Here is a 15,133-nt window from a genome sequence, read left to right as displayed (position 1 = left end):
TTACGGCTCCCTGGGGGCTTTTGGGACGGACAAGATATCGGTCGCCGGGAAGGCGGTGGAGCCCGTGCGGCTGACGACGAGCCGGCGGTCGGGCGCTAGCCGCACGACGAGATGGCGGCGCCACTCGGCGTCGTCGCGCTCGGGGCGGTCCTCACGCCAGTGGCACCCGCGGGTCTCCTCGCGCTCCAGCGCCGCGGCGATCATCACCCGGGCGACGCAGAGCAGGTTCGAGGTCTCCCAGGACTCGACGCCGGGCTCCGCGGCCTTGCCGGACCCCTCCTGGTCGTGCCGGGCGTCCGCGTACACCGCTTCGAGCGAGGCGGCCGCGGCGGCGAGCGACTCGGCGGAGCGGAGGACGCCCGCGCCGTGCGACATGATCCGCTGGATCTCGGGGCGCTGCTCCGGCGCGATCAGCGGCAGCAGGGACGGCTCCACGGGCGCGGCGGGCGCGGCCGTGGGCCAGGGGCGGCGCTCGGCGATGTCGGCGGCGATGCGCTCGGCGAAGACGAGTCCTTCGAGGAGCGAGTTGGAGGCCAGCCGGTTGGCGCCGTGGACGCCCGTGCAGGCGACTTCGCCGCACGCGTACAGGCCGGGGACGGTGGTGCGGCCGTGCAGGTCGGTCCGTACGCCGCCGGAGGCGTAGTGGGCGGCCGGGGCGACGGGGATCGGCTCCGTCACCGGGTCGAAGCCGTGGGCGCGGCAGGCGGCGAGGATGGTGGGGAAGCGGTGTTCCCACATCTTCGCGCCGAAGTGGCGGGCGTCCAGGAACATGTGGGCGGCGCCCTGTTCCTGCATGCGGCGCATGATGCCCTTGGCGACGATGTCGCGGGGGGCGAGCTCTGCCAGCTCGTGCTGGCCGACCATGAAGCGGGTGCCGGCGGCGTCTACGAGGTGGGCGCCCTCGCCGCGTACCGCCTCGGAGACCAGCGGCTGCTGGCCCTCGCTGTCCGCGCCGAGGAAGAGCACGGTCGGGTGGAACTGGACGAACTCGATGTCGGAGACCTCGGCGCCGGCCCGCAGGGCGAGGGCGACGCCGTCGCCGGTGGAGACGGCCGGGTTGGTGGTCGCGGAGAATATCTGGCCCATGCCGCCGGTGGCCAGCACCACCGTGGGGGCGTGGACCGCGCCGACGCCGTCGTGCTGGCCTTCGCCCATCACATGCAGGGTGATGCCCGCGGTGCGGCCGTCCGCGTCGGTGAGCAGGTCGAGGACCAGAGCGTTCTCCACGGTGCGCAGGCCCTTCTCGCGGGCCGCGTCGACCAGGGCGCGGGAGATCTCCGCGCCGGTCGCGTCACCGCCGGCGTGCGCGATGCGGCGCCGGTGGTGACCGCCCTCGCGGGTCAGCTCGATCTCGCCGGACGCCGGGTCGGTGTCGAAGAGCGCGCCGGTCGCGATCAGCCGGCGCACGGCGTCGGGCCCCTCGGTGACGAGGGCCCGCACCGCCGCCTCGTCGCACAGGCCCGCGCCCGCGACGAGGGTGTCCTCGAGGTGCTGCTCTGGGGTGTCGCCGTCGCCGAGTGCCGCGGCGATGCCGCCCTGCGCCCAGCGGGTGGAACCGTCGTCGAGGCGCGCCTTGGTGACGACGACCGTGTCCAGGCCGCTCGCGGCGCAGCGCAGCGCCGCCGTGAGTCCGGCGACGCCGGAACCGACCACGACGACGTCTGCCTCGACGGCCCAGCCGGGGGCGGGGGCGGTCAGCCGTATACCGGTCACGTGGCGGCTCCGTCGGTCGGTGCGGTGGTGGTTGCGGTGGGCACGGGTCCGGTCGGCACGGGTGCCAGGTGGGCGGTGCCGAAGTCCAGGGGGATGTTGTCGATCAGGCGGGTCGAGCCGACCTTGGCGGCGACGGCGAGGACCGCCTCGCCCTCGTGGTCGTCGCTGACCTCCACGAACGTGGCGGGGTCGACGAGGGCCACGTAGTCCAGGTGGAGCGGCGGGTTCGCCTTCGCGGCCTCGTCCAGCACGGTCCGCGCGGCCGCGCGGACGGCGTCGGCGCCGATCGGCGGCCACGCCTGGGCGACCGCGTGGGCGTCCGCCGCGGCGCGGGCCTCGCCCAGCGCGGACAGCGCGGCGGCGCGGGCGGGCGCGGCCGGCACGGCTTCGGCCCTGGCGTGCAGGGCCTGTTGGGCGGCGAGACGGTCGCGGGCCGCGAACAGGGAGTGCGAGAGGGCGAGCGCGGTGTGCCGCTCGGCCGTGGACAGGTAGCGGTTGCGGCTGGAGAGGGCGAGGCCGTCCTCCTCGCGGACCGTGGGGACGCCCACGACCTCCACGGGGAAGTTGAGATCCCGGACCATCCGGCGGATCAGGGCGAGCTGCTGGGCGTCCTTCTGCCCGAACAGCGCCACGTCGGGGCCGGTGAGATGCAGCAGCTTGGCGACAACGGTGAGCATGCCGTCGAAGTGGCCCGGCCGGGTCCTGCCTTCGAGCCGCTCCCCCATGGGCCCGGCGGTGATGCGGACCTGCGGCTCGCCCCCGGGGTAGACCTCGTCGACGGACGGCGCGAACACCACGTCGGCGCCCGCCTCCTCGGCGGTCCTGAGGTCGGCGTCGAGCGTGCGGGGGTACCGGTCCAGGTCCTCGCCGGCGCCGAACTGCAGCGGGTTGACGAAGACGGTGACGATCACGAAGCCCTTGCGGCCCACCCGTTCCCGGGCGGCGCGGATCAGGGTGGCGTGGCCCTCGTGCAGGGCTCCCATGGTCATGACGACGGCGGTGCGGCCGGGCACGCCGTAGTGCTCGACGGCGTACTGAAGGTCCTCACGCGTCGGTACGAGTTCGAGGTGGCGGCTCATCGCAGGTCCCCCTCGGCCAGCACGCCCAGCAGGTCCTCCGCGAGCTCCGGCTTGAGCATGCCGTGCGCGAGGGCGCGGTCGGCGGTCGTCCGCGCCATCGCGAGATAGCCGGCGACGGCGGCGGGCGCGTGCTCGCGCAGTTCGGCCACGTGGGCGGCGACGGTGCCCGCGTCGCCCCGGGCGACCGGCCCGGTCAGGGCGGCGTCGCCGGAGCGCAGGGCGTTGTCCAGGGCGGCCCCGAGGAGCGGGCCGAGCATCCGGTCGGGGGCGCTGACGCCCGCCGTGCGCAGCAACTCCATGGACTGGGCGACGAGGGTGACGAGGTGGTTGGCGCCCAGCGCCAGGGCGGCGTGGTAGAGCGGGCGGTTCTGCTCCTCGATCCACTCGGGCTCGCCGCCCATCTCGATGACGAGCGCCTCCGCGGCCAGCCGCAGCTCCTCTGGGGCGGTCACGCCGAAGGAGCAGCCGGCCAGCCGCTGCACGTCCACCGCGGTGCCGGTGAAGGTCATCGCGGGGTGCAGGGCGAGCGGCAGCGCTCCCGCCCGCAGGGCGGGCTCGAGCACCTTGGTGCCGTACCGGCCGGAGGTGTGCACGAGCAGCTGCCCGGGCCGTACCGCACCGGTCTCGACGAGGCCCTCGATCAGGCCGGGCAGCGCGTCGTCGGGGACGGTCAGCAGCACCAGCTCGGCGCGGGCGAGCACGTCGGCGGGCGGCACCAGGGGTACGTCGGGGAGCAGGGCGGCGGCCCGGCGGACGGACTGGTCGGACACTCCTGACGCCGCCACCGGCCGGTGTCCCGCAAGCTGCAGGGACGCGGCGAGCGCGGGTCCTACGCGGCCCGCTCCGACCACTCCGACGGTCAGGCGGGCGGGGCGGTCCCGCGGGTCGAGCGGGTCCTGTGGTGCTGTGGCGTTCACGCGGCGGTGCCTTCCGTTCCAGTCCGCGGGGGTACCGGACGATTTCTCGTGACGATGCTACGCCAGCGTTTCCGGGAGCCCCGCGGTTGTCCACAGGCTGTGGGCGATGATCGGACCGTGACGGACACGAGCGGGACGTACGAGCGGGACACGAGCGAGCACGACGCGGCCGGGCGGCAGGGGGACGGTCCGGACGAGAACGGGCAGGACGAGCGGAAGCGACAGCTCGCCGCGTGGCGCGCCTCGGACCGCGTGCTCGCGCGGGCCTCCGCCGACCGGCGGATCGGGGAACGTCTCGCGGCGCTGACCGAGGCCGCGGGCGAGGTGTACGACCTGGACGACTGGACCGACGTGTACGGCAACGGGGTCGTGGAGGAGCTGGAGCGGCGGACGGCCGCACTGCTCGGCCTCCCCGCCGCGGCGTTCTTCCCGACCGGGACGATGGCGCAGCAGGTGGCCCTCCGCTGCTGGGCGGCGCGCACCCAGAACGCCACGGTCGCCCTGCATCCGCGGGCGCATCCGGAGGTCCACGAACGCTCCGCCCTCTCTGTGGTGAGCGGGCTGCGCACGGTCCACCCGACCACCGAGCCGCGGCTGCCCACGGCGGAAGAGGTCCTCTACTGCGACGAGCCCTTCGGCACGCTGATGCTCGAACTGCCCCTGCGGGACGCCGGCTTCGTGCTGCCCTCCTGGGACGAGCTGGTGGCGGTGGTGGACGCGGCACGGGAGCGTGACGCGGTGGTGCACTTCGACGGCGCGCGTCTGTGGGAGTGCGCCCCGCACTTCGGCCGCCCGCTGGACGAGATCGCCGCGCTGGCGGACAGCGTGTACGTGTCGTTCTACAAGTCCCTGGACGGCATCTCGGGCGCCGTGCTCGCCGGCCCCGCCCAGCTGATCGAGGAGGCACGGGCCTGGCGGCACCGGTACGGGGGCCTGCTGTTCCAGCAGTACCCGGCGGCGCTGTCGGCGCTGGCCGGGCTCGAGCGGGAGCTGCCGCGGCTGCCGTCGTACGTGGCCCACGCGAAGGTCGTCGCGGCCGCGCTCACCGACGCGCTGCGCGCCTCGGGCGTGCCCTGGTCCCGGATCCACCCGCCCGTTCCGCACACCCACCAGTTCCAGGTGTGGCTGCCGTATGGGACGGAGCTGCTGAACGAGGCGGCGGTGACGCAGTCGGAGGAGACAGGCGTGACGCTCTTCCGCCGGTGGTTCTCCCAGGGCTTCCCGCCGGGCGTCTCGGTCACGGAGGTGACGGTCGCGGCGGAGGGGCTGGCGTGGACGGAGCGGGACGTGGCGGCGGCGGTCGCGGAGTTCGTCCGCCGCGTGAGCCTGCCGGCGCGGTAGGCGGGGCGCCTGCGGCGGGCCGTTCCCCGCCCCGCCCCTTCCCGCTGCACCGGATGTGCGGCTCCGCCGCGTGGCGGGGCAGGCCCCGGAGCGCGCACCGCCCTCCGGGCTTCGCCCGGGCCCGGTACCGCGCTTCGCGCGGTGGCCTCGATCTCCCCCTACGGCCTGGCGGCCGAGGGTGGGGGCCCCTCCCGCGCCGCCAGGCCGTAGGGGGGAAGCCCCCGGGCCGGGCTGGATTTCGCTCCGCGACATCAGCCTCGCCGGCGATTGAGGCGCGGGGTCCGGGTGCGGAGCCCCCGGTTCGGGAAGGGAAGGGGCGGGGTGGGGGAACACTCCCCGCGCAGCGGGCCCGGACCGCGCGGCCCTCACTATGGACGAGTGAGCGTGGCCATCGACATCACGGGTCTGCCCCCGGAACGCGTCGTCTTCGGCCTGTCCCCCCTCGCCGAGCTGGGCGTGGCCCTCCATGCCCTGCACGAGCCGGGGCCCCACCCCGGCCTGCACGGACAGGCCACCGCGACGGCCTGCACGGACGGGCCACCGCGACGGCCGCCGGGCTGAAGCCGGACCTCGCGGACCGGCTGCACGAGGCCGACTTCCTGTGACGGTCGACGTTCTCGGACCGTGCTGAAGAAGGCGGAGCCGGTCTCGACCCGCAGGCGCGGCCGTTACGTGCTCCACCAGTGGACGCGGCCACCGTCGCGCGTCTCGGCAGCGACTTCCTGGAGACGGTGCTGCGCTGACCGGGGCCCTCGGCCCGGACCGGGCCGCGCCTCGGATCAGCCCGCGCCGCCGCCCGCCCTGACCAGCCCCGTCTCGTAGGCGAGTACCACCACCTGCACGCGGTCGCGCAGGCCGAGCTTGGTGAGGATGCGGCCGACGTGCGTCTTGACCGTCGCCTCCGAGAGCACGAGCCGGGCCGCGATCTCGCCGTTCGACAGTCCCTGGGCGACGAGCAGCATCACCTCGCGCTCCCGCTCGGTGAGCTTCTCCACCTCCTTGTGGCGCGGTTCGGGGCCCGCGCTCGGCAGCAGCGGGGAGAAGCGGTCCAGCAGCCGCCGCGTGGTCGACGGCGCCACGACCGCGTCGCCGCTGTGCACGGAGCGGATCGCGCCGAGCAGCTCGGCGGGCGGCACGTCCTTGAGCATGAAGCCGCTGGCGCCCGCCTTCAGCCCGGAGAAGGCGTACTCGTCGAGGTCGAACGTGGTCAGGATCAGCACCTTCGGGGCGCCCGGCTCCTCGCAGATGCGCCGCGTCGCCTCGACCCCGTCGAGCCTCGGCATGCGTACGTCCATGAGCACGACGTCGACGGCCGTGGACCGCAGGATCTCGATCGCCTCCGCGCCGTCCCCGGCCTCCGCGACGACCTCCATGTCCGGCTGGGCGGCGAGCACCATGCGGAAGCCGGTGCGCAGCAGCACCTGGTCGTCGACGAGCATCACGCGGATGGACATGTGGGTTCCGTCCCTCGGTCTGTAGTGGCTCTAGTGGGCGGGCTTGAGCGGCAGCAGCGCGCTGATCCGGAAGCCTCCGCCCGGCCGCGGCCCGGCGTCCAGCGTGCCGCCGACCATACCGACGCGTTCGCGCATCCCGATGAGACCGTGGCCGTGCCCGTCCGCGCCGCCGTCCTCGTACAGCTCGTGGGAGGCGCCACGGCCGTCGTCCTCGACGAGCAGCCCGAGGCCGTCGTCGAAGTAGACGAGGCGGACGCTGGCGCCGGCCTCGGGGCCGCCGTGCTTACGGGTGTTGGTGAGCGCTTCCTGGACGATCCGGTAGGCGGTGAGCTCGACACCGCTGGGCAGCGGCCGGGGCGTTCCCTCGATCCTGAAGTCCACGGTCAGGCCCGCGGCGCGCACATGCTCGACCAGGTCCTCGATCTGCTGCACATCGGGCTGGGGCACGTACTCGCCGCTCTCCGGGCCGTCGCCGGTGCGCAGCACGCCGAGCAGCCGGCGCATCTCGGCGAGCGCCTGGCGGCCGGTGCTCGAAATGGTCTCCAGGGCCTGCTTGGCCTGGTCGGGGGCGGCGTCCAGCACATAAGCGGCGCCGTCGGCCTGCACCACCATCACGGACACGTTGTGGGCGACGACGTCGTGCAGTTCGCGGGCGATCCTGGCGCGCTCGGCCGCCACCGCGACCTTGGCCTGCGCCTCGCGCTCCTTCTCGAGCCGGGTGGCGCGCTCCTCCAGCTGGTCGAAGTAGGCGCGCCGGGTGCGTATCGAGTCGCCGAGGACCCAGGCCAGCACGAACGGCAGGCTCATGATCACGGTGATGAACACCCTGCTGAGCGTCGACTCGGCCTCCGTCGGCCAGCGGATCTGCGCCAAGGAGGCCGCGCAGAGACCGCCGACGAGCGCCAGCCGGGACGCCCACCGCGGACTGCCGGCCGCCGCGACGGTGTAGATGATGACCAGCATCGCGAAGTCCGCCGGGTTGACGGGGACGTCGAAGACCAGCTGGGCGACGCCTGTCGCCCCCGTCAGCAGCAGCATGTGCTGGGGCAGCCGGCGGCGCAGCGCCACCACCAGGCACAGGGCCAGCACGGTGAGCGCGGCGGCAGCCGTCTCCCCGGGGCCCTCCGGCTCCTGGACCACCCACATCGAGGAGAAACCGAGGAGCATGACAGCCCAGAAGGTGTCGATGCCCGTCGGGTTCCTGCGGATGAAGTCGTAGAGGAGCTGCACGTAACCCAGAGTAGGGAAGTCGGAAAGGTGCAGGGGTCAACCGGAGGGTCGATCCGGTGGGCGGAGGCATACTCCGCAAGGTGGAGACTTGGGCCCGTGACGTATGAGACGGGCGGGTGGCGCGGGTGGCGGGCGGCCGCGGAGGAAGCGCTGTACGGGCCCGGGGGTTTCTATCTGCGCCCGGAGGGGCCGGCCGGGCACTTCCGCACCTCGGTCCACGCCTCGCCGCTGTTCGCCGCCGCCGTCGCACGGCTGCTGACCGGCACCGCGGAGTCGCTGGGACTGGCGGAGCCCGCGCTGATCGACGTCGGGGCGGGCCGGGGCGAGTTGCTCACCGGGGTGCTCGCCGCCCTGCCGCCCGGGTACAAGGTCCGCGCGTACGGCGTCGAACGGGCGGACCGGCCCCCGGGCCTCGACCCGCGCGTCGAGTGGACCTCCGAGATCCCCACGGGGCTCGGCGGGCTGCTGTTCGCGAACGAATGGCTCGACAACGTCCCGGTGGACGTCGCCGAAGTCGACGCCGACGGGGAGGTCCGCCGGGTACTGGTCCGCGAGGACGGCGAGGAGCGCCTCGGCGAGCAGGTCACCGGCGCGGACGCCGACTGGCTCGCCCGCTGGTGGCCGCTGACCGGACCGGGCGCCCGCGCGGAGATCGGCGCCCCCAGGGACGAGGCGTGGCGGGCGGCGGCGGGCGCCCTGAGCGCCGGCCTCGCCGTCGCCGTCGACTACGCCCACACGGCCGGGGCCCGGCCCCCGTACGGGACGCTGACGGGCTTCCGTGACGGGCGCGAGGTACGCCCCGTGCCGGACGGGAGCTGCGACCTCACGGCCCATGTGGCGCTCGACGCGTGCGCCGGGCCGGGGGCGGAGCTGGTCGGCCAGCGGGAGGCGCTGCGGAGGCTGGGCGTGAGCGGGGAGCGGCCGCCGCTCGCCCTGGCGTCGTCGGATCCGGCGGGCTACGTCCGCGCGCTCGCCCGGGCCGGTGAGGCGGCGGAACTGACCGCCCGGGGCGGGCTCGGCGACTTCACCTGGCTCATGCAGCGGGTGTGACGGGCTCTGAGAGACTGGTGCGCATGACGGAGACGACGGTCGGCATCGGCGGCGCGGCGGAGAGCACCGACATGGTGCTCAACATCGGACCCCAGCACCCCTCCACCCACGGCGTGCTCCGTCTGCGCCTGGTGCTGGACGGCGAGCGCATCCGGCAGGCCGAGCCGGTCGTCGGGTACATGCACCGCGGTGCGGAGAAGCTTTTCGAGGCCCGCGACTACCGGCAGATCGTGGTGCTGGCGAACCGGCACGACTGGCTCTCCGCCTTCTCGAACGAACTCGGCGTCGTCATGGCCGTCGAGCGGATGCTCGGCATGGAGGTCCCGGAGCGCGCGGTGTGGTCCCGTACGCTCCTCGCCGAGCTGAACCGGGTCCTCAACCACCTGATGTTCCTCGGCTCCTACCCGCTGGAGCTGGGCGGGATCACGCCCGTCTTCCACGCGTTCCGCGAGCGCGAGGAACTCCAGACGGTGATGGAGGAGATCTCCGGCGGGCGGATGCACTACATGTTCAACCGGGTCGGCGGCCTCAAGGAGGACCTTCCCGCGGGCTGGCTCGGCCGGGCCCGCCGGGCGATCGCCGATGTCCGCTCGCGGATGGACGTCTACGACCGCCTGGTCATCGGCAACGAGATCTTCCGCGGCCGGACCCGGGGCGTGGGCGTGCTCTCCCCGGAGGCCGTCCACGCGTACGGCGTCAGCGGCCCGATCGCCCGGGCCTCCGGAGTCGATTTCGACCTGCGCCGGGACGAGCCCTACCTGGCCTACGGCGAACTGCAGGACACCCTCAGGGTCGTGACCCGGCAGGAGGGCGACTGCCTGGCCCGGTTCGAGGTCCTGCTGGAGCAGACGCACAACGCGCTGGAGCTGGCGGACGCCTGCCTCGACCGGATCGGGGAGCTGCCACCCGGTCCGATCAACCAGCGGCTGCCGAAGGTGCTGAAGGCGCCCGAGGGCCACACATACGCGTGGACCGAGAACCCGCTCGGCATCAACGGCTACTACCTGGTCTCCAAGGGCGAGAAGACGCCGTACCGCCTCAAGCTCCGCTCGGCGTCGTACAACAACATCCAGGCGCTGGCCGTGCTGCTGCCAGGGACGCTGGTCGCGGACATGGTCGCGATCCTGGGGTCGCTGTTCTTCGTCGTCGGCGACATCGACAAGTAACGCCCGGGCCGGCGCACAGCCGGCGCACAGCCGGCGCACAGCCGCTCCGGACCGCCGGCGGGTGGCGTGCGCGCTACGACACCGCGTTGCGCAGCTCGGCCACGTCCAGCTGCTCGGTCTCGTCGTGCGCGGTCAGGTCGATGACCTTGCCGACCGCGCGCGGGCACACGACGCGCTGCGCGGCGAGCGCCTCCTCGCCCACCACGTCGGCGAGGTCCTCGTGCTGCACGGCCTCGATCGCCTTCTGGGTGCCGGGGGCCTCGATCGCCCTCATGGACCCGGTTCCCGCCGCGGTCGCGCCGCCACCGGTGCCGGACGCCTGGGCGGAGCCCTCGGCGGCCGTGCCGAAGAAGTCGAAGCCGCCCTCGGGCCGCTTCACGCGGGACCGCTGGGCGCCGTAGGGAACGATCGCGGCCGCGGCCGGGACGGGACGGGCGGGACGGGCGGGAAGGGCGGACGGCGGACGCACACGCCGCCCGGCGGCCCCACCGCCCGCCGGGTGCTTCCCCTCCGGCTCGTCCGCCTCCCGGGCGCGCTCCGCGATGTCCCTGCGCCGGGCCTCCTCCGCGATGCGCCCGGCCTCCTGCGCCGCGGCGTTGCGCGACAGGTTCTCCAGCGCCTTGGCGGCGCGCAGAAACGTCGCCGGGGTCGGCGTGGAACCCGCGGGCAGCAGCTCCTTCGCCGGTGCGGCAGCCTCGATCGCGAGCTGCCTGCGGCCCTCCAGGGCGCTGGCCCGCTCCGTCTCCGCGGTGGCGTACCGGCGCAGCAGCGACGCGTGCTCGTTCCGCAGCGCGGCCAGCTCGACCCGCTTGGCGCGCAGCCTCGCGTCGAGCTTGAGGCGCAGCTCGCGGGACTCCTCGACGTCCGCCTCGAGTTCGGCGATCCGCTCCTCCGCCTTCCACTGGTCGCCGGCGCGCCCGCGGGTCAGCTCGGCGACCCTGCGGCCGGCGCTGCGGTCCCAACTGCGCATGAGGACGGCGCCGGTGACGGCGGCGGTCGCCGCTGCCGCGACCAGCAGGCGCAGCACGACCGCATTGCCGGCGAACCACGCGCCGAGGGCGCACAGAACCGACGCTCCGGCCACTGCCGAGGGAGGCAGCAGCTTGTGCAGGGGAGGGGAATGACGGTGGCGTCCTCGTGGCATGGCCCGAAATTTACCGTGCGTAGCCTCCGAATGGGGTGTCGGCCCGGCAAATCTCTGGCCGAGAACGCCGGGCCGCGCTCCGGTCACTTACGAAGAAGCCCTTCCGCCTCCAGATAGGCCTTCGCGACGTCCTCCGGCTTGGCGCGTTCCCCGTCCACCTTGCGGTTCATCTCGGCGAGATCCTCAGTGGTCAGCGCCTTGGTCAGCTTCGCGAGGGCGTCGGCGATCTCCTGGCTGCCGGCGTCCTTCGCATTGACGACCGGAAGGATGTTGTCCGCGTTCTGCAGCTTCTTGTCGTCCTCCAGGACCACCAGGTCGTAGCTCGCGAGCGTGCCGTCGGTGGTGTAGGTCAGCACCATCTGGTTCACACCGTCCTTGACGGACTGCTTGGCCTGGGGAGTGCCGACACCCTTGGGATCGATGCCCGCCACGTCGATGCCGTACGTCTTCTTCAGGCCCGGCGCGCAGAAGGGCCGCACCTCGCACTCGTCACCCGCCGCGATCTTCACCTTCAGCTTCGAATCGCCGAGATCGGAAAGCGACGTGAGCCTGTTCTTCTCCGCGAATTCCTTCGTCACGGCGAACGCGTTCTGATCGACGGCCTCCCCCGCGGGCAGCACCTTCAGTCCGCGCGGTTCGGCGAGCTCGGTGAGCGCCTTCACGGTGGCGGCGACATCACCCGACGCGACGGGCTTCTCCTCGGTCGCCTTGGGCCCGTTCACCTTCGCGTTGAGGAATTCGGCGAGCGTCGCCGCGTATTCCGGTACGACGTCGATCTCGCCCTTCTCCAGGGACGGTTCGTACAGCTCGCGGTTCTTCACCGTGGTGATCGACGTCTGGTAGCCGGCGTCCCGCAGCAGCTGCGCATACAGCTCGGCGAGCACCTTGGACTCGGTGAACGCGGCCGCGCCGACGACGAGCGTGCCCTTCTTGCCCGACCCGCCCGGCGACGAGACGCTGTCCTTCTCCCCTTCGAGGGAATCGCCGCCGCACCCGGCGAGGGCGCCTGTCAGGGCGGCCACGGCCAGTGCAGCACCCGCGATGCGCGAGGTCTTGGTCATCAGGATCTCCGTCCACAGCGTCATGGAAGCAGTACGAAAAAAGAATGGAGTGCCGTCAGCCGGACGACGGCACGGACTTGCGCAGGGGGCTCAGCAGCCGGTCGGCGGCCACCAGCATCCCTTCCACGAGCAGGGCCAGCAGCGCCGCGAGCACTGCGCCCGCGACCACCTGCGGTGTGTCGTAGGTGTTGAATCCGGCGGTGATGATGCGGCCGAGGCCGCCCTGTCCGACCATCGAGGCGATGGTGGCCGTCGCCACCACCTGGACGGCGGCGGACCTCAGCCCGGTCATCAGCAGGGGGTACGCGAGCGGCAGTTCGACCCGCCGGAAGACCTGGCCGCCCGACATGCCCATCCCCCTGGCGGCCTCCACCACCGCCCGGTCCACCTCGCGCATGCCCACGTACGCGTTGGTGAGCAGCGGCGGCACCGCGAACAGCACCAGCGCGATGATCGTCGGCGCGTACCCGGCGCTGCGCAGCGGTGTCAGCATGAACAGGGCGAGGACCGCGAACACGGGGATCGCCCGGCCGGCGTTGGAGATGTTGACCGCGAGGGCGCCGCCCCTGCCGATGTGCCCCAGCCACAGGGCGACCGGCAACGCGATCGCACAGGCCAGGGCGAGCGCGGCGCCGCTGACGTACAGATGCTCGACGAGCCGGTGCCAGGCGCCGGACTCGCCGGACCAGTTGGCGCCGGTGGTGAGCCAGGTCCACGCGCCGGTGACCGCGTCCATCAGGGCTTCGCCTCCGCCGCGCGTATCCGGGTCCAGGGGGTGAGCAGCCGCTGGGCGCCGAGGAGCAGCAGATCGGCGACGGCCGCCAGCAGCACGCACAGCACGGAGGCGGTCAGCACCTGCGCCTTGAACGTGGTCTGCACGCCGTCGTCGATGAGATTGCCGAGCCCGCCCTGGCCGACGAGCGCGCCGACCGTCGTCAGCGCGACCGTGGACACGGTCGCGATCCGGATGCCCGCCATCAACGCGGGCAGGGCCAGCGGCAGTTCCACCTCCCACAGCATCCGCGCCGGGCCGTAGCCCATGCCGCGGGCCGCCTCACGGGCCTCGGCCGGGACCGCTTCGAGCCCGGCCAGGATGTTCCGCACGAGAATGGTGAGGGAGTAGAGCACGAGCCCGGTCACCACCAGCGCCGCCGACAGCCCGAAGAACGGCAGCAGCAGCGAGAACATCGCCAGCGACGGGATCGTGTAGAGCAGGGTGGTGAGCCCCAGCACGGGACCGGCCAACCGCGGTCTGGCACGGGCCAGCAGGGCCAGCGGGAAGGCGACCGCCAGGCCGAGCAGCACCGACGCGACGGTGATCCACACATGCTGGACGGTCGCCTCGGTCAACTCGTCGCTGCGCGTGCGCAGATACTCGCCGCAGATCCAATCGTTGGCCGCGAGACAGCTCTGCGCCGCCAGTTCAGCACTTTCCCACCCCGGACCCACCGGTTCCCCCCTCCCCCGTGATGCCGCCGCCGGCACTCCTGATACCCCTGATACCGCGCCCGTGACCGCGCCTGATGCCGACCACTGCCCGCGACCCTATCCCCGGCCACCGACAATCCTCCAGGACGGCCGCGTTGCAGCACCATTGCTTCCACACAGCCTTCGTCACCATGGGGGGATCATGATCCGATTCGAGCACGTCACCAAGCGGTACCCCGACGGCACCACCGCCGTGGACGACCTCTCGTTCGAGGTCGCCGAGGGAGAACTGGTCACGCTCGTCGGGCCGTCGGGCTGCGGCAAGACCACCACCATGAAGATGGTCAACCGGCTCATCGAACCGACCTCCGGCCGGATCCTCGTCGACGGCCGGGACATCGCGCGGACCGACCCGGTGGAGCTGCGCCGCCGTATCGGCTATGTGATCCAGCAGGTCGGCCTCTTCCCGCACAAGACGGTCCTGGAGAACACCGCGACCGTGCCCCACCTCCTCGGCGTCAGACGCGCCAAGGCCCGCGCACGCGCCGCCGAACTGCTCGAACTGGTCGGCCTGGACCCGTCCGTCCACGGCGACCGCTACCCCGAGCAGCTCTCCGGCGGCCAGCGTCAGCGCGTCGGCGTGGCCCGGGCGCTGGCGGCCGACCCGCCGGTGCTGCTGATGGACGAGCCGTTCGGCGCGGTCGACCCGGTCGTGCGCGAGCATCTGCAGAACGAGTTCCTGAAGCTCCAGTCCCAGGTCCGCAAGACGGTCCTGTTCGTCACCCACGACATCGAGGAGGCCGTACGCCTCGGGGACCGTATCGCCGTCTACGGGCACGGCAGGATCGAGCAGTTCGACGCGCCCGCCGCCGTCCTCGGCGCCCCCGCCACCGAGTACGTGGCCGACTTCGTCGGCGCCGACCGCGGCCTCAAGCGGCTCTCCGTGACCCCCATCGAGGCGGCGGACCTGGAACAGCCGCCGGTCGTCCACCTCGGCGATCCGCTCCCCCGCGACCTCGGCGCCCGCTGGGCCGTCGTCCTGGACGGCGACAACAACCTGCACGGCTGGATCTCCGCCGAGCGGGCCGGCCGATCCGGCGCCGTACGCGACCACGCCCGCCGGATGGAGGCGTGGCTGCCGGTCGGCGCCTCGCTCAAGCAGGCGTTCTCCACGATGCTCCAGCACGACGCGGGCTGGATCGCGGTGATCGACAAGGAGGAGACCGGCCGGTTCCTCGGAGTCCTCACCCCGGCCCGGCTGCACGGGGCGCTGCGCCGCTCGATCGACGCCGACGCGCAGGAGATCGCCCGCGCCGAGGTAGCCCTGGAGTCCATCGCGACGGTCCCGCCGGCCGGCCCCGTCACGAAGGGCTGAGCCGGCCGGCCACGCGGCGCGAGCCCGTGCCGGCCGGCCCGTGCGCCGCCCGAAGTGGCTGCCCTGTCCACGAATTCCCGGGCACGGATGAACCCCCCTTCCCGAAGTCCCGTCCTAGAGGGCGCGAATCGTCCCGGCCGACCGATATGCGGTCTTGGGCGCGGAATCCGATCCG

At 73.3% G+C, this 15,133-nt stretch carries 14 protein-coding genes and 1 pseudogene; 6 read left to right on the top strand and 9 right to left on the bottom strand.

The window, feature by feature from the left end; translation table 11 throughout:
- From ACFYOP_RS20125 to ACFYOP_RS20115, 3 genes are read right to left on the bottom strand one after another with little or no spacing between them, the layout of a single operon-like run.
- On the bottom strand, window positions 1-1,713 hold the full coding sequence (locus tag ACFYOP_RS20125; protein ID WP_356897845.1) for an L-aspartate oxidase: 1,713 nt from the start codon (window positions 1,711-1,713) through the stop codon (window positions 1-3).
- A complete protein-coding gene (gene panC / locus ACFYOP_RS20120; RefSeq protein WP_356897846.1) occupies window positions 1,710-2,792 on the bottom strand; it encodes a pantoate--beta-alanine ligase in 1,083 nt (360 codons plus the stop codon). Before panC ends, ACFYOP_RS20125 begins: the two co-directional genes overlap by 4 nt.
- A complete protein-coding gene (locus ACFYOP_RS20115; RefSeq protein ID WP_356897847.1) occupies window positions 2,789-3,709 on the bottom strand; it encodes a DUF2520 domain-containing protein in 921 nt (306 codons plus the stop codon). Before ACFYOP_RS20115 ends, panC begins: the two co-directional genes overlap by 4 nt.
- Window positions 3,710-3,826: 117 nt before the next feature.
- Here ACFYOP_RS20115 and ACFYOP_RS20110 point away from each other — a divergent pair, with 117 nt between their 5' ends.
- The 3 genes and pseudogenes from ACFYOP_RS20110 to ACFYOP_RS20100 form a co-directional block, all read left to right on the top strand.
- On the top strand, window positions 3,827-5,050 hold the full coding sequence (locus ACFYOP_RS20110; RefSeq protein WP_356897848.1) for a beta-eliminating lyase-related protein: 1,224 nt from the start codon (window positions 3,827-3,829) through the stop codon (window positions 5,048-5,050).
- A 378-nt stretch (window positions 5,051-5,428) separates the two neighbouring features.
- Window positions 5,429-5,611 carry a DUF5937 family protein gene (locus tag ACFYOP_RS20105; RefSeq protein ID WP_388452213.1) on the top strand — a complete coding sequence of 61 codons (183 nt, stop codon included), beginning with the start codon at window positions 5,429-5,431 and terminating at the stop codon, window positions 5,609-5,611.
- Window positions 5,612-5,644: 33 nt separating this feature from the next.
- A pseudogene (locus ACFYOP_RS20100) lies at window positions 5,645-5,793 on the top strand (transcriptional regulator); the annotation flags it as partial.
- 36 nt (window positions 5,794-5,829) lie between these two features.
- Here ACFYOP_RS20100 and ACFYOP_RS20095 read toward each other — a convergent pair.
- Window positions 5,830-6,504 carry a response regulator transcription factor gene (locus tag ACFYOP_RS20095; RefSeq protein ID WP_356897849.1) on the bottom strand — a complete coding sequence of 225 codons (675 nt, stop codon included), beginning with the start codon at window positions 6,502-6,504 and terminating at the stop codon, window positions 5,830-5,832.
- A gap of 30 nt (window positions 6,505-6,534) precedes the next feature.
- The gene (locus ACFYOP_RS20090) at window positions 6,535-7,734 is read right to left on the bottom strand and encodes a sensor histidine kinase (protein ID WP_356897850.1); all 1,200 of its coding nucleotides are present in this window, start codon (window positions 7,732-7,734) and stop codon (window positions 6,535-6,537) included.
- Between the two features lie 96 nt (window positions 7,735-7,830).
- Here ACFYOP_RS20090 and ACFYOP_RS20085 point away from each other — a divergent pair, with 96 nt between their 5' ends.
- Together ACFYOP_RS20085 and ACFYOP_RS20080 are read left to right on the top strand one after the other, a co-directional pair.
- Window positions 7,831-8,784, top strand: a complete 954-nt coding sequence (locus tag ACFYOP_RS20085) for an SAM-dependent methyltransferase (protein ID WP_356897851.1) — start codon at window positions 7,831-7,833, stop codon at window positions 8,782-8,784.
- A 23-nt stretch (window positions 8,785-8,807) separates the two neighbouring features.
- Entirely contained in the window at window positions 8,808-9,950 is a 1,143-nt protein-coding gene (locus ACFYOP_RS20080; RefSeq protein ID WP_356897852.1) for an NADH-quinone oxidoreductase subunit D, read from the top strand.
- Between the two features lie 73 nt (window positions 9,951-10,023).
- On the opposite strand, the gene ACFYOP_RS20075 is transcribed toward ACFYOP_RS20080, so the two are convergent.
- The 4 genes from ACFYOP_RS20075 to ACFYOP_RS20060 all read right to left on the bottom strand — a co-directional run bounded on the left by ACFYOP_RS20075 (window position 10,024) and on the right by ACFYOP_RS20060 (window position 13,577).
- Window positions 10,024-11,094 carry a hypothetical protein gene (locus ACFYOP_RS20075; protein WP_356897853.1) on the bottom strand — a complete coding sequence of 357 codons (1,071 nt, stop codon included), beginning with the start codon at window positions 11,092-11,094 and terminating at the stop codon, window positions 10,024-10,026.
- Between the two features lie 83 nt (window positions 11,095-11,177).
- Entirely contained in the window at window positions 11,178-12,155 is a 978-nt protein-coding gene (locus tag ACFYOP_RS20070; protein WP_356897891.1) for an ABC transporter substrate-binding protein, read from the bottom strand.
- Window positions 12,156-12,210: 55 nt separating this feature from the next.
- Window positions 12,211-12,891 carry an ABC transporter permease gene (locus ACFYOP_RS20065; protein ID WP_356897854.1) on the bottom strand — a complete coding sequence of 227 codons (681 nt, stop codon included), beginning with the start codon at window positions 12,889-12,891 and terminating at the stop codon, window positions 12,211-12,213.
- Window positions 12,891-13,577, bottom strand: a complete 687-nt coding sequence (locus ACFYOP_RS20060) for an ABC transporter permease (RefSeq protein WP_356897892.1) — start codon at window positions 13,575-13,577, stop codon at window positions 12,891-12,893. The genes ACFYOP_RS20065 and ACFYOP_RS20060 overlap by 1 nt, the downstream gene beginning before the upstream one ends.
- 208 nt (window positions 13,578-13,785) lie before the next feature.
- Here ACFYOP_RS20060 and ACFYOP_RS20055 point away from each other — a divergent pair, with 208 nt between their 5' ends.
- On the top strand, window positions 13,786-14,958 hold the full coding sequence (locus ACFYOP_RS20055; protein WP_356897855.1) for a betaine/proline/choline family ABC transporter ATP-binding protein: 1,173 nt from the start codon (window positions 13,786-13,788) through the stop codon (window positions 14,956-14,958).
- Window positions 14,959-15,133: the final 175 nt, after the last annotated feature.

The sequence above is a fragment of the Streptomyces sp. NPDC006294 genome (genome assembly GCF_042870895.1).
In the GTDB taxonomy this organism is placed as follows: domain Bacteria; phylum Actinomycetota; class Actinomycetes; order Streptomycetales; family Streptomycetaceae; genus Streptomyces.
The sequence above is the reverse complement of the archived record's forward strand: the minus strand, read 5'-3'. Positions and strand labels throughout refer to the sequence as shown.